Consider the following 24,798-nt stretch of genomic DNA (forward strand, 5'->3'; position numbering starts at 1 on the left):
TATCGCAAGAGAATGACAGTCGGTTGCAGTCTCCGCGCAAACAGACGGCCCGACGCCCAGCCGGAACGCCCGCGTCCCGGACACGGATGGGTAACGGACCGGCCGAGCGGGATCCCACACCTTGTCAGTGCAATTTCACATTACTATGTTACGGGTCACATTCCGGCCGCTCTGGCTGTCCGACCGTTCTCCCGCTCTTCCTCGGAGTGACCCATGACCAAGCGCACCCCCACCCTGGCCGTCGCCCTGGTGTCGACCCTCGCCGTCGGCCTCACGGCCTGTTCCGGCGGCTCCTCCGGCGGCCCGTCCGGTGGGCCGGACCGCAGGAACCCCGCCGCCGCCAACGCGGGGGCGGTCCTCGGCGGCACACCGCAGAAGGGCGGCACCCTTTCCGTCCTGTCGAACCAGGACTTCTCCCACCTCGACCCGGCCCGCAACTGGGTCATGCCCGACATGGACTTCGGCACCCGGCTGCTCTACCGCACCCTCGTCACCTACAAGGCCGAACCCGGCGCCAAGGGCAGCGAGCTGGTCCCCGACCTCGCCGAGGACCTCGGCACCCCCTCGAACGGGGCGAAGACCTGGACCTTCCGGCTGAAGCCCGGCCTGAAGTACGAGGACGGCACCCCGATCACCGCCCAGGACATCAAGCACAACGTCGAGCGGTCCTTCTCCCCCGACCTGCCCGGCGGCCCCGACTACGCGGCCCGCTACCTGGCCGGCGCCAAGGGGTACCAGGGCCCGGCCGAGGGCAGGCACCTCGACTCGATCAGGACCCCCGACGCCCGCACCATCGTCTTCGAACTCCACACCGCCTTCGCCGAGTTCCCCTTCGCCGCCACCCTGCCGACCTTCGCCCCGGTGCCGCCGAAGCAGGACAAGGGCCCGCAGTACGACAACCGCCCGTTCTCCTCGGGGCCGTACAAGATCGAGACCTACGCCCGCGACAAGCAGCTCGTCCTGGTCCGCAACACCCACTGGGACCCGAAGACCGACACCGTCCGCAAGGCGTACCCGGACCGGATCGTCGTCACCATGGGCCTCAAGGGCACCCAGGTCGACGACCGCCTCATCGCGTCCTCCGGCGCCGACGCCTCCGCCGTCCCGTGGGCCGCCCTCCGCCCCGAGTCCACCCCCAAGGTGCTGACGAAGCCCGAGGTCAAGTCCCGTCTCCTCGCCGAGTCCAGCACGTGCAACGAGATGCTCCAGATGCACACCGGCCGCGCCCCCTTCGACGACGTGAGGGTGCGCCGGGCCGTGCAGTACGCCCTCGACCGCGAGTCGATCGTCACCGCCGCCGGCGGCCCCGCCCTCACCGACGCCTCCACGGCCGCCATGCCCGGCGCGCTCTTCGCCGGCGGCAAGCAGCCCGACACCCTCAGGATCCCGCTCGCCGGCGACCCCGAGAAGGCCAAGGCCCTGCTCAAGGAGGCCGGGAAGGCCGACGGCTTCGCCACCGCCCTCACCGTCTCCAGCGGCGACAAGGCGATCGGCGAGGCCATCCAGCAGGCCCTGGGCCGGGCCGGCATCAAGGTGACCATCGAGACCGTCGACCCGTCCGCCTTCTACGACACCATCGGCGACACCCGGAACCGCACCGACCTCGTCTACACGGGCTGGTGCCCCGACTTCCCCTCCGGCTCCACCTTCCTCCCGTTCGTCTTCGACGGACGCTCCATCAAGGAGAAGGGCAACTCCGGCAACCACTCCCTCTTCCGCGACGACGCCACCCAGAAGCGGATCGACGAGATCGCCGCCATGACCGACGGCGACGCGGCCAACAAGGCCTGGCAGGAGCTCGACGCCCAGATCCTCGCCAAGGCCCCGGTCGCGCCCGGCGCCGTGAAGCGCCGCCCGCTCGTCCTCGGCACCAACATCGCCGGAGCCTTCGGCCACACCTCTTGGGGCGGCCAGATCGACTACGCCACCGTCGGCCTCAAGGACCCGTCCAAGAGCACGAACTGAAGGACGCCCCTCCGATGACCACCACCACGACCACCACGTCCCCTCCGGGGCGCCGGGGCGGCGGGGCCTGGCGGCTCGTCCGCGCGGAACTCCGCCGCCGGGCCTCCCTCAAGGTCTCCCTCGCCGTCGTCGCCCTGTTCGCGGTGATGACGGTCGCGGCCCCGCTGATCAGCGCGCTCGGCGGCTGGGGCCCCGAGGAGTTCGACAAGTCCGCCGTCGACCCGTACCTCGGCGGACTGCCGATCGGGCCGCTCGGCGGCGTCTCCGCCGAGCACTGGCTCGGCGTCGAACCCGTCACCGGCCGCGACCTGTTCGCCCGCGTCGTGCACGGCGCCCAGGTCTCGCTGCTCATCGCCTTCGCCGCCACGGCGATCGTCGTCCTCGCCGGCACCACCGCCGGCGTCGCCGCCGGCTACTTCGGCGGCCGCACCGACACCGTGCTCTCCCGGCTGATGGACCTCACGATGTCGTTCCCCTCCCTCATCTTCATGATCGCGATGATGTCGGTGGCCAGGGACGTCGACCGGATGCTGCTGATGATCCTCGTCATCGGCCTCTTCGGCTGGCCCGGCGTCGCCCGCGTGGTGCGCGGCCAGACCCTCTCCCTCAAGCACCGCGAGTACGTCGACGCGGCCCGCGTCGGCGGCTCCGGGCCCTGGCGGATCCTCGCCCGCGACATCCTCCCGGGCGTCGCCGGGCCGGTCATCGCGTACACCACGCTGATGGTCCCCGGCATGATCGCCACCGAGGCGGCGCTCAGCTACCTCGGCGTCGGGGTCCGCCCGCCGACCCCGTCCTGGGGCCAGATGATCGCCGAGAGCGTCTCGTACTACGACACGGACCCCATGTACTTCCTCGTCCCGAGCCTCTGCCTCTTCCTCACCGTCCTCGCGTTCACCCTCCTCGGCGACGCGCTGCGCGACGTCCTCGACCCCCGGGGGAACCGTACGTGATCCTCTACCTCGGCCGCCGGCTCCTCGGCGTGCTCGGCGTGCTCCTCGCCATCGCCGCCGTCACCTTCACCATCTTCTACGTCCTGCCCTCCGACCCGGCCGCCGCCGCCTGCGGCAAGGCCTGCAGCGACGAGCGCCTGGCCGCCATCCGCGCCCACATGGGTCTGGACGCCCCGCTCTGGCGGCAGTTCGCCGACTTCGTCACCGGCATCTTCACCGGCCGGACCATGGGCACCGGCCAGTACGCCCTGCACTGCGACTTCCCCTGCCTCGGCTACTCGTACGAGAACAGCGAGGGCGTCTGGGACCTGCTCGTCGACCGCCTGCCCGTCTCCGCCTCGCTCGCGGTCGGCGCCGCCGTCCTCTGGCTCGCCCTCGGACTGTCGGCCGGCGTCACCGCCGCGCTCCGCAAGGACAGCCTCACCGACCGGGCCCTGATGGTCGGCGCGGTCGCCGCCGCCTCCCTGCCCGTCTACTTCACCTCCGTCCTCCTCATCTACGGGCTGATCCGGCTCACCGGACTGCTCCCCTACCCGCAGTACGTCCCCCTCACCTCCGACCCGGTGTCCTGGGCCTCCAACCTGCTGCTGCCGTGGCTGGCGCTCGCGATCCTGTACGCCGCGATGTACGCCCGGCAGAGCCGCGGCGCGATGATCGAGTCCATGGCGGAGCCGTACATCCGCACCGCCCGGGCCAAGGGCCTGCCGCGCCGCACCGTCGTCGTCAAGCACGGCCTGCGGGCCGGGATGACCCCCGTCCTCACCATCTTCGGCATGGACCTCGGCGGGCTCCTCGCGGGCGCCGTCATCACCGAGTCGCTCTTCGGACTGCCCGGCGTCGGGCGCCTCTTCTACGGCGCCCTCACCACCGGCGACCAGCCCGTCATCCTCGGGGTGACGCTGCTCGCCGCCACCTTCATCGTCGTCGCCAACCTGGCCGTGGACCTGCTGTACGCCGTCGTCGACCCGCGAGTGAGGTACTGATGGCCGACCCCGCCCCGCTCCTGACCGTCCGGGACCTCAGCGTCACCTTCCCCACCCCCCGCGGCCCCGTCCGGGCCGTGGACTCCCTCTCCTTCGACGTGCCGCACGGCCGCACCCTCGGCATCGTCGGCGAGTCGGGCTCCGGCAAGTCCGTGACCTCTCTCGCCGTCATGGGCCTGCACACCGGTGCCGAGGTCACCGGCTCCGTCACGCTCGACGGGCGCGAACTCGTCGGCCTGCCCGACCAGGAGCTCAACCGGCTGCGCGGCCGGCGGATGGCGATGATCTTCCAGGACCCGCTCTCCAGCCTCCACCCGTACTACACGGTCGGCGAGCAGATCGCCGAACACCACCGCGTCCACTTCGGCACCCGCCGGGCCGCCGCCCGGGCCCGCGCCGTCGAGGCGCTCGCCGAGGTCGGCATCCCCGAGCCGAAGCGGCGCGTCGGCGAGTACCCGCACCAGTTCTCCGGCGGCATGCGCCAGCGGGTGATGATCGCGATGGCGCTGGTCTGCGAACCGGACCTGCTCGTCGCCGACGAACCGACCACCGCCCTCGACGTCACCGTGCAGGCCCAGATCCTCGACCTGCTCGCCCGCCTCCAGGAGGAGCGCCGGCTCTCCGTCGTCATGATCACCCACGACCTGGGCGTGGTCGCCCGGGTCGCCCACGAGGTGCTCGTCATGTACGGCGGACGCGCCGCCGAACAGGCCCCGGTGGACGCCCTGTTCGCCTCCCCCGCGCACCCGTACACCCGCGGGCTGCTCGACTCGCTGCCGCGGCTCGACGACCCCGACGACGTACCGCTCCGGGCGATCCCCGGCACCCCGCCGTCCCTCCTCGACCCGGCGCCCGGCTGCGCCTTCGCGCCCCGCTGCGCCCGCGCGGCCGCCGGCACGGCGGAGGAGCGCGAGCGGTGCGCCACCGAGCGGCCGGCGCTCGGCGGGCCCCCGGGCCGTGCCGCCGCCTGTCACTTCGCGGCCTTCCCGGCCGTCCCCGCGTACGAAGGGATCGCCCCGTGAGCACGACGACTCCTCCCGGCACACCGCCGCTGCTGCGGGTGCGGGACCTCGCCATGACCTTCCCGGGCCGCCGGCGCTCGGCGCCCGTGCGGGCCGTGGACGGCGTCGGCTTCGACCTGGCCGCGGGCGAGACCCTCGGCCTGGTCGGCGAGTCCGGCTGCGGCAAGTCGACCACCGGCCGGATGATCGTCCGGCTCCTGGAGCCGACCGCGGGCTCCGTCGAGTACGACGGCCGGCCCATCGCCCATCTCCCGCAGCGGGCCATGAAACCGCTCCGCCGCGAGATCCAGATGGTGTTCCAGGACCCGCACTCCTCCCTCAACCCGCGGCAGCCGGTCTCCCGGATCATCGCCGACCCGCTGCTGGTGCAGGGCAGTTCGGCGGCCGAGGCGCGCAAGCGGGCGCGGGAGCTGATGGAGCTCGTCGGACTCATCCCCGAGCACGCCGACCGTTACCCGCACGAGTTCTCCGGCGGGCAGGCGCAGCGCATCGGTATCGCCCGCGCTCTGGCGACGGGCCCCCGGCTCGTCGTCGCCGACGAGCCGGTCTCCGCGCTCGACGTCTCCGTCCAGGCGCAGATCGTCAACCTGATGGAACGGCTCCAGGAGGAACTGGGTCTCGCCTACCTCTTCATCGCCCACGACCTGTCCGTGGTGAAGCGGGTCTGCGACCGGGTGGCGGTCATGTACCTCGGCCGGATCGTCGAGATCGGCGCCAAGGAGCGGGTGTACGAGGCCCCCGCGCACCCCTACACGCGGGCGCTGCTCTCCGCGGTGCCGCTGCCGGACCCGGCGGCCGAGCGGGCCCGCGAGCGCATCACCCTGCTCGGCGATCCGCCGAGTCCCGCCGCTCCCCCGCCGGGCTGCACCTTCCACCCGCGCTGCCCGAAGGCCCAGGCGATCTGCCGCACCGAGGCGCCGGTCCTGCGCTCGCTCACGGCGGACGAACCCCGGGAGGTGGCCTGCCACTTCCCGGAGGAGGGCTGACGGACCCGGCCGCGCGGGATCCGGGCCGGTACTCCTGTGACGTACTCAGGTGCGATGCCGCCGGGCCGCCGCCCCCGCCGCCTCGGCGGCGGACCGGGCCTTCTCCACGGCGCGCTCGGCGGCCCGGAGGTCCGTACCGGCCCGCTTCGCGGCCTTCTCGGCCGCGGCGGCCGCCTTGCGGGCGTCCTCCCGCTCTTGCTCGGCACGGCGGAGCCGGTCGGCGGCCTCCTCGGCCGCCGCCGTCGCGGCCCGTTCCGCCTCCCGGGCGGCGTCCCGGTCCCGCTCCCGGCGCGCGAGCGCGGTCCGGGCCTCCTCCGCCTCGGCGCGCGCCTCCGCCGCCGCTTCGGCCTCTCTGGCCTCCTTCGCCTCCCTGGCCTTCTTCTTCGCGTCCCCGGCCTCGGTGGCCTTCCCGGCCTTCTCCTTCTTCCCGGCCTTCCCGGCCTTCTCAACTTCCTCGGCCTTTTCCGTCGTCCCGGTCTTCGCCGGGGCGGCGGGGGGGCCGGGCCGTCAGGGCCTCGGTCGGGACGTCCGGAAAGCCGACGGCCGCCTCCGGCATCGCGGCGAGCCGTCCCCGCGCCCACGGCCCGGCGACGTCGGGGCGGGCGAGGACGGCGTGCAGGATCCGCTCGACGTCGCCGAGCACCGTGTCGCTGACGGGCTGCCCGGCCTCCTCCGCGAGACCGGCGGCGGTCCGGACGAGCGCGGCGACGAGCCGGTGCTGCTGCCGGCTCGCCTCCCTCAGCCGCTCGCCGTCGAGCGTCCGGTGGGCGTCGCGCAGCGCCTCGGCCAGGGCGAGGAACCGCTCGGCCTCCTCCGGCCGTTCGCGGGCCAGGAGGTTCGCCGCCCAGACGGCGAGCGGCGGCCGCCGCAGCGCCGCGATCGCCCTCGCGGCGGCCGCGTCCTTCGCCCGGCGCGCCTCGGCCGCGTACGCGTCCCTGGCCGCCGTGAACGCGGACGGCCGCAGCCCGTACAGCTCGTCGGTGACCTGCTCGACATCCATGCGCCCACTCTGCTGCGCCGGGCCTCCGGCGCCGGGGCGAACCTCCGCCGGGCGCCCCGCCGTCACCCGCTCGACGTCATCGTCAGACGTCCTGGATGCGGCGGAACGGCCGCTCGGCCTCCAGCGCGAACGCGGTCTCCAGGAGCGTGCGTTCGCTGCCCGGCCGGCCGGAGAGGAGGACGCCGACGGGCAGGCCGTCGGCCGTGGTGCGGGAGCTGGGCAGGGAGAGCGACGGGGTGCCCACCACGTTGTCGACCGGGGTGTAGGCGACGTACTCCAGGATCCGCTCGACCAGGACGGGGTACGGCACGTCCGGCGCGAGGTGTCCCAGCGGGGGTGTGGTGCGGGCGAGGACCGGGGTGAGGACGAGGTCGAGGCCGCGCAGCGCGGCCGCGTACGCCAGCTTGGTCCGGCGCAGCCGGCGGACGACGCCGGGGGTGCCGCGCCAGCGCTTCACGTACTCCTCGCGCAGTCCGCGGCTGAGGCCGTCCATGCGGTGACGGTCGAAGTCGGCGCCGAAGGTGCGGCCGGTGGCGCCGAGCAGGAAGGAGAGCATCCCCCAGTAGGTGAGGAAGTCCTCGGTGAAGCGGGGGTCGATGTCCATGGTGACGGGTTCGACGGTGTGGCCGAGGCCCCGGAGGGTGGCGACGGTGTCGGTGACGGCGGCGCGGGTGTCGTCGTCGCAGCGGACGCCGTTGGGCGAGTCGAGCAGGTAGCCGATGCGCAGCCGCCGGTCGGAGGGTCCTTCGACGAGGCCGACCGGCGGAAGCTTCGGGTTGCGGTGGTGGCGTTCGGCGGCGGCGAGGAAGGCGGCGGAGTCGCGGACCGTGCGGGTGACGACGCCGTCGACGACCAGGTCGACCGGCAGGTGCCGGCTCTGGTCGTTGGGCACCATCCGGCCGCGCGTCGGCTTGAGGCCGACGAGGCCGCAGCACGCGGCGGGGATGCGGATGGAGCCGCCGCCGTCGTTGGCGTGGGCGAGGGGGACGGCGCCGGCGGCGACGAGAGCGGCGGCGCCGCCGGAGGATCCGCCCGCGGAGTGGCCGGTGTGCCAGGGGTTGCGGGCCGGGTCGGCGGACTCGTACTCCGTGGTCGGGCTGAAGCCGAACTCGGGCAGCCGGGTCTTGCCGAGGACGGTGACGCCGGTGCTGAGGAGCTGCCGGACGAAGGGCGCGTGCCGGCGTGCCGTCCGCGGGGTGAAGGCGGCGCTGCCGTGGCCGGTCGGCAGGCCCGCGTAGTCGGTGTTGTCCTTGACCAGGGTCGGGACGCCCGCGAAGGCCCCGCCGGCGCCGCCGCCGAGCGCCGGCGGGTCCAGCGGGACCTGCACCGCGTGGAGTTCCGCCACCGCCCCGAGCCGGGCCGCCGCGTCCCTGGCCACCTCGGCGGGGCTCACCTCGCCCCGCCGGACGGCTTCCGCCAGGCCCACGGCGTCGTGCTCCCCGAGGGAGTCGTCGCGGAAGGCGTGCACCGTGGTCCGCTTCTCGATCGTCACCGCTGCCTCAGCCCCCGGGGTCGGTCGTCGATGGATACCGCCATCATGGCGTACCCACGGGTAACACGCGAGGGCCGGGCGCGGGTGGAACGCGGGCCGGGGGCCCTAACGGCCCTGGAGCCGTTTGACGTTGTCGCCGAAGGTCCAGTTCTTCGAACCGTCCCAGTTCGCCGACCAGGTCATCAGGCCCTTCAGGCGCCCGCCGTAGTGGTTCCACGCCTGGGAGACGAGGGAGGGCGACATGTAGCCGCCGCCGGCGCCCGGCTGGGCCGGCAGGCCGGGGACCTGCCTGTCGTACGGGACGCGGACGGTGGTGCCCTGGACGACCAGACCGCGGTCGAGGCAGTCGGTCTGGGCGGTGAAGCCGGCGACGGTGCCGGCGGCGTACGAGTCGCCGGAGCAGCCGTACATGCTGCCGTTGTAGTACTGCATGTTCAGCCACCACAGGCGCCCGTTGTCGGCGTACTTCTTGATGATCGGGAGGTACGCGCCCCAGATCGAGCCGTACGCGACGCTCCCGCCGGTGACGTAGGCCGTCTCGGGGGCCATGGTGAGGCCGAAGCCGGCGGGCATGCGGGCGAGGACGCCGTCGATGATGCGGATCAGGTTGGCCTGGGAGGCGGAGAGGGTGGTGATGCTGCCGCTGCCTACGAGTCCGGTCTCGATGTCGATGTCGATGCCGTCGAAGTTGTACTTCTGGAGGATCGGGACGACCGTCGCGACGAAGCGGTCCGCGACGGCCTGGGAGCTGAGGTCGATCCCGGCGGCGGCCCCGCCGATGGACAGGAGGAGGGTGGCACCGGCGGCCTTGGCGCGGCACATCTCGGCCGGGGTGGAGACGCGGACGGTGTTGTCCATGCCGTCCTCCCACAGCACCGTGCCGTCCGAGCGGATGACGGGGAAGGCGGCGTTGATGACGTTGTACCCGTGGGCCGCGAGCCGCGGGTCGTCGATGGGCACCCAGCCGAAGGGCGGGTGGACGCCGTTGGCGGCACCGTCCCAGTTCTCCCAGTAGCCCTGGAGCACCTTGCCGGCGGGACGGGGCTTGAGGGCGCAGGTGTCGGCGGCGGTGGACGTGGCACCGGTGGCACCGGCCGTGGCACCGGCGTGGGCGGGTGCGGTGGCGGTGACGGTGGCGAGCAGGGCGGCGAGGGCGCTCGCGCCCGCGCCGAGGGCGCGGACGATCCGTGAGCCTGGCATGCGTGCTCCTTGGGACGTGGGGGGTCGTTCCGGGGCATGGCGCGCGCTCCAGCAGACCGTAGATTGGTCCAGACCTACCGTCAACCATCCGGGGGGACAGGGGGGTTGAGAGGATGACCCGCCGCCCCGGCGTCGCCCCCGCCCCCATACGCCAGGCGATGCCGCTCGACACCACCGGGCACGACGGGCACCACCTGGCGCCACATGACACCACCAGGCGCCACTCCGGCATCGCGCGACACCATTCAGCGCCACCCATGACGCCATGTGGCGCCATCCGGCACCACATGGCACCACTCGGGGTTGCGCATGGCGCCATGATGGTGCCATGATGACGTCATGGACCTCACCCCGTACGTCGACAGCCTCCGCCGCGAACTCGCGGTGGCCGCCGAGGCCGGTGGCGACGAAGCGCGCGACCTGGCCGAGCGGCTCACCGCCCCCCTGGAGTCGGCGACCCGTCTGACCATGCTCAACGTGCTCTCGGCCGCCATGGACGAGATCACCCGTGAGCTCGCCCCCGGCTCGGTCGACGTACGGCTGCGCGGGCTCGACCCCGACTTCGTGGTCACGCTGCCGCCCACCGACAGCGTCGCCCCCGCGGAGCCGGCCCCGCCCGCCGAGCCCCTCCCGGCCCCGGCCGCCGAGGGCGACGAGGGCGGCACCGCCCGCGTCAACCTGCGCCTGCCGGCCCACCTCAAGGCGCGCGCCGAGGAGGCCGCCGCCCGCGAGGGCCTGTCGGTCAACGCCTGGCTGGTACGGGCCGTGTCGACGGCGGTCGCCGGCGGCGCCGCCCCGCGCATCCCGGAGAAGACCCGCACCACCGGACAGAGCATCACGGGCTGGGTCCGCTGACCCTCGCGGCCCGCCCGCACCACTCCTCCCCATCACGGCCCCCACCTGCGGGGACGACCCGACGACCCACGAGGACGGGACAGCCATGCCTTCTTTCGACACTCCCGCACCGATCTCCGTCACCGCGTACCTGTACGCCGGCTCCCTCCAGTTCACCGCGAGCGACCGCCCCGACACCGTCGTGGAGATCCGGCCGCGCAACGCGAAGAAGGACCTGGACGCCCGGGCGGCCGAGCAGACCGAGGTCACGTACCTCCACGGCGTCCTCACCCTCAAGACCCCGAAGGCCAATCTGCTCGGGCGCGGCGGCGTCGTGGACGTGACGGTGGACCTGCCCACCGGCTCCGCCGTCGACGTGACCGGCGCCGCGGCCGCCCTGCTCGGCGAAGGCCGGCTCGGCGAGACCCGGGTCAAGATCGCGGCCGGCGACGTCCGGCTCGACACCACCGGCCCGCTGACGCTGAACGCCGCGCACGGCTCGACCAGCGTCGACCGGGTCGAGGGCGCGGCCGAGCTCACCACCAGCAGCGGCAGTCTGCGCATCGGCACCATCGCCGGCCCCGCCGTCCTGAAGAACTCGCACGGCAGCACGATCGTCGACACCGTCACCGGCGGTCTGCGGGTGAGCGGCGCCAACGGCGCCATCGAGATCATGCGCGCCGGTTCGGACGTCACCGGCACCTCGACCAACGGCAGTCTGCGCGTCGCCGAGGTCTCCCGCGGCGAGGTCCAGCTGGAGACGTCCAACGGCTCCATCGAGGTCGGCGTCCGCGAGGGCACCGCCGCCTGGCTCGACGTCAGCTCGAACCGCGGCCAGGTGCGCAACGCGCTCACCGCGTCCGGGGCCCCGGAGGAGTCCGAGGAGACGGTCAGGATCCGCGCGCGCAGCAACTGGGGCAACATCGACATCCGCCGCGCCCGCGCCTGACGCGCCGTCGCCTCCCCCCTCCCCGTACTCCCCCTCACCTCTCCCTCACCTCCCCCTCATCCTTCACCCTTCGATCGGAGGGCCCCATGCCTTCTTCTGTCATGCCCATGTCTAGTGCGGGCGTCGCCGCGCCCGTCGCCATCACCGCCACCGGCCTCCGCAAGGCGTACGGCGAGAAGACCGTCCTCGACGGAGTCGACCTCCACATCCCGGCGGGAACGGTCTTCGCGCTGCTCGGTCCGAACGGCGCCGGCAAGACGACCGCCGTGAAGATCCTCTCCACACTCGTCTCCGCCGACTCCGGCCAGGCGTCCGTCGCCGGCCACGACCTGAGCCGCTCCCCGCAGGCCGTCCGAGCCGCCATCGGCGTCACCGGCCAGTTCTCCGCGGTCGACGGCCTGATCACCGGCGAGGAGAACATGCTCCTCATGGCCGACCTGCACCACCTGCCCAAGGCCGAGGGACGCAGGGTCACCGCCGAACTCCTCGCCCGCTTCGACCTCCTGGACGCCGCGAAGAAGCCCGCCTCCACCTACTCCGGCGGCATGAAACGCCGCCTCGACATCGCCATGACCCTCGTCGGCGACCCCAGGATCATCTTCCTCGACGAACCCACCACCGGCCTCGACCCCCGCTCCCGCCACACCATGTGGCAGATCATCCGCGCACTCGTCGCCGACGGCGTCACCGTCTTCCTCACCACCCAGTACCTCGAAGAAGCCGACCAACTCGCCGACCGCATCGCCGTCCTCAACGGCGGCCGCATCGTCGCCGAAGGCACCGCCGACCAGCTCAAACGCCAGATCCCCGGCGGCCACATCCGCCTCCGCTTCACCGACCCCGACGCCTACCGGACCGCCGTCACGACCCTCCAGGTCGCCACCCGCGACGACGAGGCCCTGGCGCTCCAGATCCCCAGCGGGGGCAGCCAGCGCGAGCTGCGGGCCATCCTCGACTGGCTGGACTCCACGGGCGTGGAGGCGGACGAACTCACCGTCCACACCCCGGACCTCGACGACGTCTTCTTCGCCCTCACCGCCACCACCGTCCCCGCCCAGCCGAAGGAGACCGCCCGATGAGCACCCTGTCCCTCGCCGTCCGCGACTCGTCCACGATGCTCCGCCGCAACCTCCTGCACGCCCGGCGCTACCCCTCCCTCACCCTGAACCTGCTGCTCACGCCCGTGATGATGCTCCTGCTCTTCGTCTACGTCTTCGGCGACGTGATGAGCGCCGGCATGGGCGGCGCGGACCGCGCCGCGTACGTCGCCTACCTGGTGCCCGGCATCCTGATGATGACCGTCGGCGGCACGGTGGTCGGGACGGCGGTCTCCGTCTCCAACGACATGACCGAGGGCATCATCGCCCGCTTCCGCACCATGGCGATCCACCGCCCGTCGATCCTCGTCGGACACGTCGTCGGCAGTGTGCTCCAGTGCGTCATGAGCGTGGTCCTCGTCGGCGCCGTCGCCGTCGCCATCGGCTTCCGCGCCACCGACGCGACCGCCCTCGAATGGCTCGGCGCCTTCGGTCTGACCGCCCTGATCGCCTTCGCGCTCACGTGGATCGCCGTCGGCATGGGCCTGGTCTCCCCCAACGCGGAGGCCGCGAGCAACAACGCCCTCCCGCTGGTCGTCCTCCCCCTGATCTCCAGCGCGTTCGTCCCGATCGCCGCGATGCCCGGCTGGTTCCAGCCGATCGCCGAGTACCAGCCCTTCACCCCCGCCATCGAGACCCTCCGCGGCCTCCTCCTCGGCACCGAGATCGGCCACAACGGCTGGATCGCGATCGCCTGGTGCGTCGGCCTCACGACCCTCGGCTACCTCTGGTCGAAGTCCGTCTTCAACCGCGACCCCGCGTAGTCCGCGCGGCCGCCTCCGAGGCCACCGGCCGCCGCCCGGGCGGCGTACCCGACACCCGTCGGCGTACGCCGCCCCCGCCGCGTTCCGCCGCCTACCGCCCTCGCGTCGACCGCCCTTCCGTGTCCCTACGCTCCGCCTCGCGCCGCTCGTCGTCGCGGATGCGCGCGAGCAGGCTCTCGTAGCCGGCCCGCCGGTCCGGGCGGGCGTGGGAAGCCGACCTGCGCAGGAGGGGGACGGCCTCCGGTCCGGCGCGCAGCACGGCCTCCTCGGCCGCCCGCCGTACGGTGGCCCGGCCGTGGTCGAGGAGCGCGACGAACGCGGGGACCGCCGGCCGCCACCGCGCCTGGGACAGCACCCGGATCGCGGTGCGCACCACGTCCGGCTGCGGGTCGCCCAGCAGGACCTCGGTCAGGCGCAGATGCGCGTCCCGGTCGAGCAGCGCCCGCGAGGTCCGGTGCGCGTGCAGCCGTACGCCGGTCTCGGGGTGGCCCAGCAGCTCCCGCAGCGCCGTTTCGAGGCGGTCCGGTCGAAGGGTGGCGGAACGCTCCGTCAGGTGGGCCAGGGTGCGCCGGACCCGCGGCGGTTCGGGCGACCGGAGCAGGGCGACCAGCTCGTCGTCGGTGGGACCGGAGGGGCGCGGGGGGACGGGGACGGGCGCCCGCTGCCGTAGCGCGCGCAGCGCGGCCGCCTGCTGCCCGGCGGCCTCCGGGCCGTGCAGCGGGCCGTCGACGAGGTCGAGCCCGGCCTCGGGGTGCCGCGTGCGCAGCCGGTCCAGGACGGGGGTGCGCAGCAGGCGGCGGTTGGCGACCAGGTCCAGCAGGCCCGTCGCCCCCGCCGCGAGCCGGGGTTCCAGGTGTGCCGCCAGGGCGTCGGCGGGCAGGCGCCGCAGCGCGCCGAACGCGTCCGCCCGTGCGTCGCCGTCCTCCGCGTGCTCCCACAGGTGGAGGAGGACGGGGAGGAGGGGCTGGAGTTCGCGTGCGCCGAGGGCGGTGGCGGCGATCCGCGCCACCCGGTCGGGCCGCACCCCGGCACCGCGCAGGGTCTCGGGATCGGCTTCCGTCAGCGCCCGGCCCAGCGCGGTCCGCAGGGCGGGGTCGGCGGGCTCGTCGGTCCTGCCCCGCAGATGGGCGTCGAGGGCGGCGGCGCGGGCCTGCGGTTCGGGCCAGGCGAGAAGGGTGTGTGCGGCCGTGTTCCGGCGCTGCCTGCTGTCGGAGCCGAGCAGCGCCAGGAGTCGCTCGCGTTGGGCGGCGGACCGAGGTTGGTCCAGGTCGGCGGGGCGCGGGACACGGGGGGCGGAGTCCGCCGCGTGGGCCTCCTCCGCGAGGGTCCACGGCGGGGCACCCAGCGGCTGGAGGTCCGTCATCCAGTCGAGGAGCGCGTCCCGGACGTCGGGCGTGGCGCCGGTGTGGAGGCCGGCGAGCGCGGCGAGCAGGTCACGCGAACCGACGGCCGCTCCCCGCTGCCGGTACGCGGCCAGCTCGCGCACACTCCTTGTGGCGGCGGCGAGTTCGCCGTACCAGGACGTCGGCGCGTCGGACCGGTTGTCGGGCCGGGCGATCCCGAACGCCTCCCGCAGCACCGCCGCCCGGGCCCGCGCCGCGTCGGACGCCCGTGCGGCGGCGCTGAGTTCGCGGTCGAGGTCGGCGCGGACGACGACGGCGCCGGCTCGCCGGAGCAGCGGCAGGGTGGACCGCCGGCCGGGAGCGCGCGGCGGCAACGCCCGTACGCCGAAGATGACTTCGGCACCGACCGGCGGGCGGTCCGCGATCTCCTCCAGAAGGCCGAGGATCCCGTCCCGCCGCTCCCCCTCCGCCTCGGCCAGGCCGTCGAGCAGCACCGTCACGTGCCGGGCGAGCACGTCGCGTTCCCGCGCCGTGCGGGGGGCGGGGCAGACGCCGTCCGGCAGGACGGCGAGGACCGCTCGGCGGGCCCGTGCCGAGGCGGTGGCGAGGGCGAGCCACTCGGCGAGGTACGGGCGGGTCGGGCGGAGGCGGGCGGCGGGCGCGGGCCGTGCGGCCAGGCGGAGGGCGGTGTCGGGGTCCCAGCCGTCCCGCGTCAGGCGCGCGATGTCGGTCCCGTCCGGGTCGGGATCCGGGCCCGCGGCGAGCGCGGCGAGGAGCCGCTCGCGGACGCGGGCGTCCGCCGCCTGGTCCGCCGCGGCGGTGACGGCGGCGGCGAGGGTGTCGCCGAGGAGGGCACGGAGGGCGTCGACGAGGAGGGCGCGCAGGCCGGGGTTGTCGTCGCGGCCGAGGCGGTGGAGGAGGCGGGGTACGGCGCGGGCGGTCCCGGCGGTGGCGAGGGCGCGGGCCGCCGTCTTGCGGACGTTCGCCTGGGGGTGGTCGAGGCAGGCGGCGATCGCGTCCGACGCCCAGCGGGCCCCGGCGTCCCCGAGGGCGCTCAGCGTCCGGCGTACGGTCTGCGGGTCCCGGTCCGGTCCGGTCAGCGCGAGCAGCGTCGCCGACACGGCTTCGACGCCGTCGCCGTCGGCGTCGCGGGCGAGGAGGGCGACGGCGTGCTTGCGCACGTGCCGGTCGGGGTGGCGCAGGAGGGGGTGCACCCGGCGCCGGATCGTCCGGTGCGGCGCCTCGGGGAGGTCGAGCAACAGACGCAGCAGGACGGTCCGTTCGCCGGCCGTGAGCCCGGGCCGGGCCAGGAGCCCGAGGGTCAGGTCGGTGACGAGCGCGGACCCGGCGGCTTCGGCGTCCCTGGCGTCCAGCAGGCACACCGGCCGGATCCGGCCGCGCGCGTGCAGCCGCCGCCCGAGCCGGCACAGGGCCGTGACGGCCTCCGGAGGCACCGTCGGCTCCTCGTCCGGTACGGGCTTCGCGCCGCCGGGCTCCCACGCCGAGGCGGCCTCTCCGGCGATCCGCAGCAGCAGGTCGGCGAGGACGGGCAGGAGGCCGGGGCCGGCGTGCTCGGCGAGCCGGGTCAGGGCGTCGGCGGGCCGGTCGGGGTCCAGATGGGCGGCGAGGAAGGCGAGTTCGCGCTCGTCGGGGCCGCCCAGGTCGGCGGCGACCCGGGCGGGCAGCGCGGCGGCGTCCATCCGGACGAGCAGTTCCCGCCGGACGGCGGGTTCCGTGGCCAGCAGCCAGACCAGCTCCAGGGCCCGCTGCCGGTGGGCCCGCAGGGCCCGCTCGACGCCCCCCGGTTCGGGGACGGCGTCGGCCCGTGCGCAGGCGTCGAGGCCGAGGGCCGCGCCCAGGACGCGTACCGTCCGCTCGCCGCCGACGGCCTCCAGCGCGTCGAGCGCGTCCGCGGGCGCGTGCGGGAGGGCGGCGAGGACGGCGTCCTCGGTGCCGGGGTCGCGGAGCGCGCGGAGGGCGCGCAGGAACGGCCCGGGGGCGGCGGCGAGCGGCAGGAGGCGGGCGATCTCCGCCGCTACGGGCAGGCCGCCGACGCCCTGTTCGTCCAGCGCGACGAGCAGGTCCAGCCGGCGCGGCCAGGCGGGATCGTCGGGCGCGGTCTCGGCCGCCAGCCGCAGCACGTCGTGCCGGGCGGTGAAGAGGACGGTCGCCACGGCGCGAACCGGGACGGTGTGGTCGGCGAGCGCGAGGTCCAGCACGGCGGGGACGTCCGGGCCGGTGGCGAAGTGACCGCGCCGGTGCATCGCGCGCAGACACTCCACGGCGGGTCCGGCGAGCAGCAGCGGATCCTGCCCGGCGAGCCGCAGCACGGCCGGCACGTCGCCACGCAGCGCCGTCTCCCCGTAGAGGGCCAGGGCCCGCTTCCGTACGCGGGGCGCCTGGTCCGGATCCGCCGCCGCCCGCCACAGCGGCTCCCCGTGCCCGTGGGCGACGGCGGCGGTGAGCGCGGCGTCGGCCGTCGCGGGCCGGAACAGTCCGGCGAACCGGTCGGCCGGCAGCGGCGGCACGACCGCCCACGGCTCGGCGAGGGCGGCGAGGGCCCGGTTCACGACGCTCCCGGATCGCGACCCGAGCAGCCCCGTCAGCGTGTCCCGCACGAAGCCGGCGCCGAGCACCCCCGCCCGCAGCCCCTCCCCGGCCAGCCGCACCGCCTCCCCCTCCAGCACGGCGTCCCGGCTCCCGGCCAACTCCCCGGCCAGGCGGCCCACATGAGCGCAGTCATCCGCCCCCAGCCCCCGGACGGCCTGGTACAGCGCCTCCCCGCGCTCCTCCCCCCGCAGCACGGCCGGCTCTCGGACGATCTCCGCCCGCAGGGACGCCACCCGCACGGACGGCACCAGCACCTCACCGCCCCACTCCCGCCACCCGTCCGGCGGCCCCTCGGGCGCCACGGCCAGAGCCATCGCCTCCTCGGGACTCATCGGAACCGGCCGGGCGGGCCGGGGGCGCTGACTGGGCTGCGGTTTCGCCGTGGGATGCACGCGGGGATCTTATGATCCGGCCCCCCGCGGCCCACTCCTCATCCCCCACCGCTCCCGCGCAGAACGTGGACCTCGCCCGGACCGGGGGCGAGGACGAAGAGCCGAAGGACCCGCCGCGGTCGTGCGAACGGGGGCGGGAGCCGGTCGGAGGGCGTTGTCAGACCCTCACGCGAAGATGGGTCCATGACCGCATCTCCCGCCGTTGAGGCGTACGTCGTCCTGTCCAGCCCCGCCGCGTACGAGGACGCGCTCGATCGTCTGCGCGCCGCGTCCCGCGACTACTACGCGGGCGAGAACAGCCCGTTGGACGACGCGTCGTACGACGCGCTGCGTCTGGCCGTGCTGGCGTGGGAGGCGGAGCACCCGCGCGGCGACGCCGCGTCGCCCACGGGGCTGGTCGCCGACGGGGCCGCGCCGGAGGGCGACGTCGCGCACACGACCCGCCTGCTCAGCCTCGACAACGTCTTCGGGCCCGAGCAGCTGGTCGCCTGGGACGCCTCGCTGCAGCGGCGGCTGGGCCGCGCGGTCGAGGGCGGGTTCGCGGTCGAGCCGAAGCTGGACGGGGCCGCGGTGGCCGCGCGGTACCGGGACGGGCGGCTCGTCCAGGTCATCACGCGGGGCGACGGTACGCACGGCGAGGACGTCAGCCATGTCGTGGGCTCGGTCGTCGGACTGCCCGAGCGGCTGCCGGAGCCGGCGACCTTCGAGGTCCGGGGCGAAGTGCTGTTCACCCAGGAGCAGTTCGAGACGGCGCAGCAGGTGCGCGCCGCCCACGGCGGGACCCCGTTCGCGAACCCGAGGAACGCCGTGGCGGGCACGCTGCGGGCGAAGGACCGGCCGTACCGGCTGGAGATGGCGTTCTGGGCGTACGGCGCCGTCGACCTGGACGGCGGATCGTTTCTGCCCACCGGTGCGTCGCACGCCGAGGTGCTGGCCGCGGTCGCCGCGGCCGGCGTGAGGACGACCGCCGACACGCCCGCCGGGCTCCACGTGGTGGACACCATCGCCGAGGCGCAGGCCCGCGTGGACGCGATCGGCGCGCTGCGCGCCGGGCTGCCCTTCGGCATCGACGGCGTGGTCGTCAAGGCGAACAGCGCCGCCGAGCAGGCCGAGGCCGGGCTCGGCAGCCGCTTCCCCTACTGGGCCATCGCCTACAAGCTGTCGGCCGTGGAGCGCCAGACCGTGCTGCGGGACGTCGTCTGGGAGGTGGGCCGCACGGGCGTGCTCGCGCCGACCGCCGTCCTCGACGCGGTCGAGATCGACGGCTCCACGGTCTCCCGCGCCACCCTGCACAACCCGGCGGACATCGCCCGCCGCGACCTCCACCTCGGCGACACCGTGACCGTCTACAAGGCGGGCGACATCATCCCGCGCGTGCAGGCGCCGGTCGTCGAGCTCCGCCCCGAGGGCGCCGTGCCGGTCCCGCTGCCGGCCGACTGCCCGAACTGCGGCGGCGCCATCGACAAGAGCCAGGAGCGCTGGCGGTGCGCGAAGGGCGCGGGCTGCGCGCTCGCCCCGCTGATCGAGTACGCCGCCGGGCGCGACGTCCTCGACATCGACGGTCTCGGCAAGACGTACGTGAAGGCGCTGATCGACGCCGGACTGGTCACGGACGTGGCGGACCTGTTCACGCTGACCGAGGAGCAGCTGACGGCCGCCGCGGGCAGCGCCCGGCGCGGCGCGAAGCTCGTCGAGCAGTTCGAGCTGGCCCGGAGCCGCCCGCTCAGCCGGGTCTTCTGCGCCCTGGGCATCCGGGGCACGGGACGCCGCATGTCCCGCCGGCTCGCGGCCCACTTCGGCACCATGGAGGCGATCCGCGCGGCGAGCGCGGAGGACCTGCTGGCCGTCGAGGGCATCGGCCCGGAGAAGGCGCCCGTGGTCGTGGCCGAACTCGCCGCCCTCGCCCCCGTCGTGGACAAGCTGATCGCGGCCGGCGTCAACATGACCGAGCCCGAGCCGGTCGGCGCGCCCGCCGCCGACGGCTCCGCGCCCGCCGAGGGGCCGCTGACGGGCAGGACCGTGGTGGTCACCGGGAAGATGACGGGCCGGCTCGACGGGTACGGCCGCTCGCAGATGAACGAGCTCATCGAGCGGGCCGGAGGCCGGGCGGGCAGCGGCGTCAACGCCAGGACGAGCTATCTGGTCTCCGCGCCCTCCGCCGGCGGCAAGCCCAGCTCGAAGGCGGTCGCCGCCGAGAAGCTCGGCGTGGAGGTCCTGACGCCGGAGGCGTTCGCGGCCCTCGTGGCCGACTTCCTCGACTGACGCCGCGGACGGCACCGGCGACACGGACGGCGTCCGGCGACGCCGACGCCGACGTCGGCGCCGCTCCGGTTCGGCCCCGGCCCGGACCAGCCGCGCGTCGGCGCCGGCGAGCCGGCTGATCAGGATGTTGCCGACCCTGTCGTGGACGGCGTCGGGGCCGGGGCCTTACCGGTTCCGCGTGCCCGCCGGAGCGGACCGCCCGGGTCGGCCGTCAGCGCTCCGACGTACCGCCCTGGGCGGAGGTGCGCCGGCGGGGGCGCCGGTCGCCGGTGCGGCCGCCGGACTTCGCGGCCGCCTCGCCCGTCCTGGCCGCAGCGCCGGATCCCGTACGCCGGGAGGTGCCGCGGCCACCGGCCGTGGCGCCGCCGGACGAGGCCCGCCCGCCGCCGGTCGCGGTCTTCGCGGCGGTGGGCGCCTTCGCACCCGTCGCCGCCTGCGTACCGCCGCCGGCGGTGCGGCGGCCGGTGCCGCGCGCGCCGCCGGTCCGGGCGGGCGCCTCGGACGCCGCCGCCGCGTTGCCGCCGCCACGGCGCCGCCGGGACGGGCGGCCGCCCTCGGCGGTGGACGCGCGGGCACCGCGGGCCGGGGCCGGCGCCGGCTGCTGCGGGACCTCGATGGTGACCGCGACGCCGGACGGCTCGCGGGCGCCGGTGAGGGTGGCCAGCTCCTCGTCGCTGGACTTCACGCGGGCCGTCCGCGGGGCGATGCCCGCGTCCTTCATGAGCCGGCTGACCTCGTGCTTCTGCTCGGGCAGCACCAGCGTCACGACGCTGCCGGAGCCGCCGGCCCGGGCGGTGCGGCCGCCCCGGTGGAGGTAGTCCTTGTGGTCGGCCGGCGGGTCGACGTTCACGACCAGGTCGAGGTCGTCGACGTGGATGCCGCGGGCCGCGACGTTCGTGGCCACCAGGGCGGTGACCTGGCCGTTCTTGAACTGCTCCAGGGTCCGGTTCCGCTGCGGCTGGGTCCGGCCGCCGTGCAGGGCCGCCGCGCGGACACCGACCGAGAGCAGCCGCTTGGCGAGCCGGTCCGCCGACCGCTTGGTGTCGAGGAAGAGGATGACCCGGCCGTCACGGGCCGCGATGCGGGTGGTGACGGCCTTCTTGTCGGTCACGTCCTGCACGTGCAGGACGTGGTGCTCCATCGTCGTCACCGCGCCGGCGGACGGGTCCACGGAGTGCACGACGGGGTCGGTCAGGAAACGCTTGACCAGCTGGTCGATGTTGCGGTCCAGGGTGGCGGAGAAGAGCATCCGCTGCCCGTCCGGCCGCACCTGCTTGATCAGCTTGGTGATCTGCGGCAGGAAGCCCATGTCGGTCATCTGGTCGGCCTCGTCCAGCACCGTGATGCGGACGTCGTCGAGGACGCAGTCCCCGCGCTCGACCAGGTCGTTCAGCCGGCCGGGGCTCGCCACGACCACCTCGGCGCCGCGCCGCAGCGTGGCGGCCTGCTTGGTGATCGACAGTCCGCCGACGATGGTCGCCAGCCGTACGTTCACCGCGGTCGCGTACGGCGCCAGGGCATCCGTGACCTGCTGCGCCAGCTCGCGGGTCGGCACGAGGACCAGCGCGAGCGGGGCCTTCGGCTGCGCGCGCAGTCCGGCGGTACGGGCCAGCAGCGCCAGACCGAACGCGAGGGTCTTGCCCGAGCCCGTCCGCCCCCGTGCCAGCACGTCGCGGCCGGCGAGCGAGTCGGGCAGGGTGGCGCCCTGGATGGGGAAGGGCGTGGTCACGCCCTGGGCGGTGAGCGTCGCCAGGAGCCCCGCGGGCATGTCCAGACCGGCGAAGTCGTCCACGGCGGGCAGCGCGGGCGTCGCGCTCTCCGGCATCCGGAACTCGCCGGACGAGACCGGGGACGAGGCCGGAGCCGAGGCTGCCGAAACGCGCTTGCCCGGCTTCCGGGGCCTACGGGACATATATTTCTTGCCTTTCCTAGAACTGCACGAACCACGCATGACGCACCACGCGAACAGCACAAACCGGGGTCCGCACCACGACGGTGCGGACCCCGGTGAGCGACGGACCGAAGCGTCCGAAATCAGGCGGGGACGATGTTCTCCGCCTGCGGGCCCTTCTGGCCCTGCGTGACGTCGAACGTGACCCGCTGGCCCTCCTGGAGCTCACGGAAGCCCTGGGTGGCGATGTTCGAGTAGTGGGCGAACACGTCCGGACCGCCACCGTCCTGCTCGATGAAGCCGAAGCCCTTCTCCGAGTTGAACCACTTCACGGTTCCCTGCGCCATGACGTTCTCCTTCTGTAAGGCAGAGGCCCCATCCGGAGATGCCGGTAAAACGAATAATGCGCCTGCGGAAAAACATTCCGGTCAGGCGCACATAGGTTCATGGGTACCACAACTGCAACAAGTCCACCGTAGCACGTCACGCCCCGAAGGGCGCTGCGACACGGACGTTCTCCGTCGAGTTCCGCGCGGCGCCCGCCCCTGCCGCACGGTCACCGGGGGTGGGACGGGGCCGACAGGGCGTGCAGGCGGAGCGCCAGCTGTATCTCCAGGGCGCGGGGCGGCGACTGCCAGTCCGGGCCGAGGAGCCGGCCCACCCGCTCCAGCCGCTGGGCCACCGTGTTCACGTGGACGTGCAGGTCGTCCTTGGTGCGGGCCGGGCTCATGCCGCTGGCGAAGTAGGCGTCCAGGGTGCGCACCAGATCGGTGCCGCGGCGCCCGTCGTACGCGACGACCTGGCCGATCGTGCGCTCGACGAAGCCGCCGATGTCACGGCTGTCGGCGAGGAGCAGGCCCAGGAAGCCGAGGTCCTCTGCCGCGGCGCCCTCGCCCGCGCGGTGCAGCAGCCGCAGCGCGTCGAGGCAGCGGCGGGCCTCCTGGTACGCGCCCACCACCTGGTCCGGGTGGTCGAGCGGGGCCCGTACCGGCGCGGAGGCGCCGACGGTGACGGGTTCGCGCAGGGCGCCGCCCAGCTGGGCGGCGGTCTGCCGGGCCAGTTCGGCGGCGTCCTCGCCGGGGCCCAGCGGCAGCAGGAGGACGGTGCCGCCGTCACGGGCGGAGGCGAGGCCGCGGCGGGTGGCGGCGAGGTGGGAGGCGGCGGACCGGAGCCGCTGCCGGTCGGCGCTCTCGCGGCCGGGCGGCTCCGCGCCGCCGTCGGGTCCGGCGCGGTCGATGCGGGCGGCGAGCACCACGTGCGGGGCGTCGCTGTCGGTGCGGAGGCGGGCGGCGCGCTCGCGGAGCAGGCGGCGGTCGCGGTCGGGGGCGTCGAGGAGGTCGTCGAGCAGCTCTCCCCGGACCCGCTGCTCGGCCTCGCCGGCCGAGCGGCGGGCGAGCAGCAGCAGGGAGGTGACGAGCGCGGCCCGCTCCAGGGTGCGCAGGTCGACGGGGTCGAGGTCGGGCCGGCCGCGCAGGACGAGCGCGCCCAGGTGCTCGCCGCCTGCGGAGACGGCGGCGACCCAGTCGTCGCCGTCGCGGACCGCGTGTCCGCCGGCGCGGCGCGCGGGGCCCGCGGCGGTCTCGGTGAACTCGACGGTGCCGCCGAGGACCTCGGAGACGGCGTCGGCGACGTCGTGGACGCCGCCGCCGCGCAGGACCAGCTCGGAGAGGCGGTCGTGGACCTCGGAGGCCCGCTCGATGACGGCGCTGTGCTCGCGGATGATGTCGTTGGCCCGCTCCAGCTCGGCGAGGGCGGAGCGGGTCTCGGCGAGCAGGTTGGCGGTGTCGATGGCGACGGCCGCGTGGGCGGCGAAGGAGCCGAGGAGGGCGACCTGCTCGCGTTCGAAGACCCTGGCCCGGCGGTCGGCCGCGAAGAGGACGCCGATGACCTGGCTGCCGAGGGTGAGCGGCACGCCGAGGATGGCGACGAGGCCCTCGTCGCGGACGGCGGTGTCGATGGTGCGGGTGTGCTGGAAGCGCTCGTCGTGGAAGTAGTCGTCGGTGACGTAGGGGCGGGCGGTCTGCGCGACGAGTCCGCCGAGTCCTTCCCCCATGCCGAGCCTGAGCTGCTGGAAGCGGGCGGAGACGGAGCCCTCGGTGACCCGCATGTAGGTGTCGCCGGCCGCCGGGTCGTTGAGGCTCAGGTAGGCGACCTCGGTGCCGAGGAGGGCACGGGCGCGCTGGACGATGGCGCGGAGCACCGCGTCGAGGTCGCGGAGTCCCGCGAGGTCGTGGGCGGTCGCGAAGAGGGCGGACAGCTCGGCCTCGCGGCGCCGCCGGCCCTCCAGCTCGGCGCGGACGCGCAGGGCGAGCTGTTTGGCCTCTTCGAGCCCGGCCAGCTCCTCGGCGCCCGCGCCGCTCGCGCGGGCGAGGAGCACGGGCCGGTCGTATGCCTCCGTGGCGGCTCCCCGGGCGAGGAGTTCCAGGTAGGAGACGTGTTCGTGCGACATGGACACAAGGGATACCCGGCGGACCCGGGCCCGCACCACCCCTGTGGACGACGCCTGTGGGCGACGCGCGCCGAGGGGGTGACCGTTCCTGCCGGGCGGTCGCGCCGCCGTCGCGCCTCAGCCGGCGTGGGCGGTGCGGAACCACGTGGGTTCGTCGACGAGCGCCTTCTCGATCCGACGGTGGGAGAAACGCTTCATCTCGGGGAGCGCGTCGACCTCGAACCAGCCCACGTCGGTCGACTCGTCGTCGTTCACGCGGGCCTCGCCGCCGACGGCCCGGCAGACGAAGGCCACGTCGAGGTACTGGCAGACGTCGCCGTTGGGGTAGACGACGGGCTTGCGCAGGGTCTCCACCAGGAGCACCCGCTCGGGCACGCAGATCACCCCGGTCTCCTCCTCGACCTCGCGGACCGCGCAGTCGGCGGGCTGCTCGCCGGGTTCGACGATGCCGCCGATCACGGCCCACATCCCGTTGTCGGCGCGCCGTCCGAGCAGGACCCGGCCCCGGTCGTCGAACACCACGGCGCTGACCCCGGGCAGGAAGAGCAGCTGGTGCCCGGCGGTCCTGCGGAGTTCTCGGATGAAGTCAGGGGTAGCCATGCGGTC

At 74.7% G+C, this 24,798-nt stretch carries 18 protein-coding genes; 10 read left to right on the top strand and 8 right to left on the bottom strand.

From position 1 onward, the window contains the following. The first annotated feature begins 213 nt into the window (after positions 1-213). From ABFY03_RS05440 to ABFY03_RS05460, 5 genes are read left to right on the top strand one after another with little or no spacing between them, the layout of a single operon-like run. Entirely contained in the window at positions 214-1,965 is a 1,752-nt protein-coding gene (locus ABFY03_RS05440; RefSeq protein ID WP_346169337.1) for an ABC transporter substrate-binding protein, read from the top strand. A gap of 14 nt (positions 1,966-1,979) precedes the next feature. Continuing rightward, a complete protein-coding gene (locus ABFY03_RS05445) occupies positions 1,980-2,918 on the top strand; it encodes an ABC transporter permease (RefSeq protein ID WP_319010969.1) in 939 nt (312 codons plus the stop codon). After that, complete coding sequence (locus tag ABFY03_RS05450; RefSeq protein ID WP_319010968.1) at positions 2,915-3,901, top strand: ABC transporter permease; 987 nt, start codon at positions 2,915-2,917, stop codon at positions 3,899-3,901. Before ABFY03_RS05445 ends, ABFY03_RS05450 begins: the two co-directional genes overlap by 4 nt. Continuing rightward, a complete protein-coding gene (locus tag ABFY03_RS05455) occupies positions 3,901-4,923 on the top strand; it encodes an ABC transporter ATP-binding protein (RefSeq protein WP_319010967.1) in 1,023 nt (340 codons plus the stop codon). Before ABFY03_RS05450 ends, ABFY03_RS05455 begins: the two co-directional genes overlap by 1 nt. A 53-nt stretch (positions 4,924-4,976) precedes the next feature. Continuing rightward, positions 4,977-5,909, top strand: coding sequence for an ABC transporter ATP-binding protein (locus ABFY03_RS05460; protein ID WP_319010975.1), 933 nt, complete (start codon positions 4,977-4,979; stop codon positions 5,907-5,909). A gap of 445 nt (positions 5,910-6,354) precedes the next feature. On the opposite strand, the gene ABFY03_RS05465 is transcribed toward ABFY03_RS05460, so the two are convergent. The 3 genes from ABFY03_RS05465 to ABFY03_RS05475 all read right to left on the bottom strand — a co-directional run bounded on the left by ABFY03_RS05465 (position 6,355) and on the right by ABFY03_RS05475 (position 9,601). Then, positions 6,355-6,909: a hypothetical protein gene (locus ABFY03_RS05465; protein WP_346169338.1), complete on the bottom strand. Its 555-nt coding sequence runs from the start codon at positions 6,907-6,909 to the stop codon at positions 6,355-6,357. Positions 6,910-6,991: 82 nt separating this feature from the next. Next, a complete protein-coding gene (locus ABFY03_RS05470) occupies positions 6,992-8,401 on the bottom strand; it encodes an amidase (protein ID WP_319010965.1) in 1,410 nt (469 codons plus the stop codon). Between the two features lie 105 nt (positions 8,402-8,506). Beyond that, positions 8,507-9,601 (bottom strand): chitinase, encoded by a 1,095-nt coding sequence (locus ABFY03_RS05475; protein ID WP_346169339.1) that lies wholly within the window; start codon positions 9,599-9,601, stop codon positions 8,507-8,509. A gap of 339 nt (positions 9,602-9,940) precedes the next feature. Here ABFY03_RS05475 and ABFY03_RS05480 point away from each other — a divergent pair, with 339 nt between their 5' ends. The 4 genes from ABFY03_RS05480 to ABFY03_RS05495 all read left to right on the top strand — a co-directional run bounded on the left by ABFY03_RS05480 (position 9,941) and on the right by ABFY03_RS05495 (position 13,245). After that, on the top strand, positions 9,941-10,456 hold the full coding sequence (locus ABFY03_RS05480; protein WP_319010963.1) for a toxin-antitoxin system HicB family antitoxin: 516 nt from the start codon (positions 9,941-9,943) through the stop codon (positions 10,454-10,456). Positions 10,457-10,541: 85 nt separating this feature from the next. Next, positions 10,542-11,384, top strand: a complete 843-nt coding sequence (locus tag ABFY03_RS05485) for a DUF4097 family beta strand repeat-containing protein (RefSeq protein ID WP_319010962.1) — start codon at positions 10,542-10,544, stop codon at positions 11,382-11,384. Positions 11,385-11,470: 86 nt separating this feature from the next. Then, positions 11,471-12,463 carry an ATP-binding cassette domain-containing protein gene (locus ABFY03_RS05490; protein ID WP_346169340.1) on the top strand — a complete coding sequence of 331 codons (993 nt, stop codon included), beginning with the start codon at positions 11,471-11,473 and terminating at the stop codon, positions 12,461-12,463. Then, the gene (locus tag ABFY03_RS05495; RefSeq protein ID WP_346169341.1) at positions 12,460-13,245 is read left to right on the top strand and encodes an ABC transporter permease; all 786 of its coding nucleotides are present in this window, start codon (positions 12,460-12,462) and stop codon (positions 13,243-13,245) included. The genes ABFY03_RS05490 and ABFY03_RS05495 overlap by 4 nt, the downstream gene beginning before the upstream one ends. Positions 13,246-13,336: 91 nt before the next feature. Here the strand turns inward: ABFY03_RS05495 and ABFY03_RS05500 are convergent, their stop codons facing one another. Then, the gene (locus tag ABFY03_RS05500) at positions 13,337-17,512 is read right to left on the bottom strand and encodes a HEAT repeat domain-containing protein (protein WP_346169342.1); all 4,176 of its coding nucleotides are present in this window, start codon (positions 17,510-17,512) and stop codon (positions 13,337-13,339) included. A 261-nt stretch (positions 17,513-17,773) separates the two neighbouring features. Between ABFY03_RS05500 and ligA the strand changes: the two genes are divergently transcribed. Continuing rightward, positions 17,774-19,852, top strand: a complete 2,079-nt coding sequence (ligA, locus tag ABFY03_RS05505) for an NAD-dependent DNA ligase LigA (RefSeq protein WP_346169343.1) — start codon at positions 17,774-17,776, stop codon at positions 19,850-19,852. Between the two features lie 211 nt (positions 19,853-20,063). Here the strand turns inward: ligA and ABFY03_RS05510 are convergent, their stop codons facing one another. The 4 genes from ABFY03_RS05510 to ABFY03_RS05525 form a co-directional block, all read right to left on the bottom strand. Continuing rightward, on the bottom strand, positions 20,064-21,764 hold the full coding sequence (locus tag ABFY03_RS05510; protein WP_319013124.1) for a DEAD/DEAH box helicase: 1,701 nt from the start codon (positions 21,762-21,764) through the stop codon (positions 20,064-20,066). 122 nt (positions 21,765-21,886) lie between these two features. Next, positions 21,887-22,090, bottom strand: a complete 204-nt coding sequence (locus ABFY03_RS05515) for a cold-shock protein (RefSeq protein WP_031013754.1) — start codon at positions 22,088-22,090, stop codon at positions 21,887-21,889. A gap of 209 nt (positions 22,091-22,299) precedes the next feature. Beyond that, positions 22,300-24,192, bottom strand: a complete 1,893-nt coding sequence (locus tag ABFY03_RS05520; protein WP_319013123.1) for a helix-turn-helix domain-containing protein — start codon at positions 24,190-24,192, stop codon at positions 22,300-22,302. Between the two features lie 117 nt (positions 24,193-24,309). Beyond that, positions 24,310-24,792: an NUDIX hydrolase gene (locus ABFY03_RS05525; protein WP_319013122.1), complete on the bottom strand. Its 483-nt coding sequence runs from the start codon at positions 24,790-24,792 to the stop codon at positions 24,310-24,312. Positions 24,793-24,798 lie beyond the last annotated feature (6 nt).

This window comes from Streptomyces roseofulvus, assembly GCF_039534915.1.
GTDB classification, from domain to species: Bacteria; Actinomycetota; Actinomycetes; order Streptomycetales; family Streptomycetaceae; genus Streptomyces; species Streptomyces roseofulvus.

Coding starts and splice junctions, on each gene's coding strand:
- ABFY03_RS05440 (WP_346169337.1), top strand. CDS start 214: ATGACCAAGCGCACCCCCACCCTGGCCGTCGCCCTGGTGTCGACCCTC.
- ABFY03_RS05445 (WP_319010969.1), top strand. CDS start 1,980: ATGACCACCACCACGACCACCACGTCCCCTCCGGGGCGCCGGGGCGGC.
- ABFY03_RS05455 (WP_319010967.1), top strand. CDS start 3,901: ATGGCCGACCCCGCCCCGCTCCTGACCGTCCGGGACCTCAGCGTCACC.
- ABFY03_RS05460 (WP_319010975.1), top strand. CDS start 4,977: ATGACCTTCCCGGGCCGCCGGCGCTCGGCGCCCGTGCGGGCCGTGGAC.
- ABFY03_RS05465 (WP_346169338.1), bottom strand. CDS start 6,909: ATGGATGTCGAGCAGGTCACCGACGAGCTGTACGGGCTGCGGCCGTCC.
- ABFY03_RS05475 (WP_346169339.1), bottom strand. CDS start 9,601: ATGCCAGGCTCACGGATCGTCCGCGCCCTCGGCGCGGGCGCGAGCGCC.
- ABFY03_RS05480 (WP_319010963.1), top strand. CDS start 9,941: ATGGACCTCACCCCGTACGTCGACAGCCTCCGCCGCGAACTCGCGGTG.
- ABFY03_RS05485 (WP_319010962.1), top strand. CDS start 10,542: ATGCCTTCTTTCGACACTCCCGCACCGATCTCCGTCACCGCGTACCTG.
- ABFY03_RS05490 (WP_346169340.1), top strand. CDS start 11,471: ATGCCTTCTTCTGTCATGCCCATGTCTAGTGCGGGCGTCGCCGCGCCC.
- ABFY03_RS05495 (WP_346169341.1), top strand. CDS start 12,460: ATGAGCACCCTGTCCCTCGCCGTCCGCGACTCGTCCACGATGCTCCGC.
- ABFY03_RS05500 (WP_346169342.1), bottom strand. CDS start 17,512: ATGGCTCTGGCCGTGGCGCCCGAGGGGCCGCCGGACGGGTGGCGGGAG.
- ligA (WP_346169343.1), top strand. CDS start 17,774: ATGACCGCATCTCCCGCCGTTGAGGCGTACGTCGTCCTGTCCAGCCCC.
- ABFY03_RS05510 (WP_319013124.1), bottom strand. CDS start 21,764: ATGTCCCGTAGGCCCCGGAAGCCGGGCAAGCGCGTTTCGGCAGCCTCG.
- ABFY03_RS05515 (WP_031013754.1), bottom strand. CDS start 22,090: ATGGCGCAGGGAACCGTGAAGTGGTTCAACTCGGAGAAGGGCTTCGGC.
- ABFY03_RS05520 (WP_319013123.1), bottom strand. CDS start 24,192: ATGTCGCACGAACACGTCTCCTACCTGGAACTCCTCGCCCGGGGAGCC.
- ABFY03_RS05525 (WP_319013122.1), bottom strand. CDS start 24,792: ATGGCTACCCCTGACTTCATCCGAGAACTCCGCAGGACCGCCGGGCAC.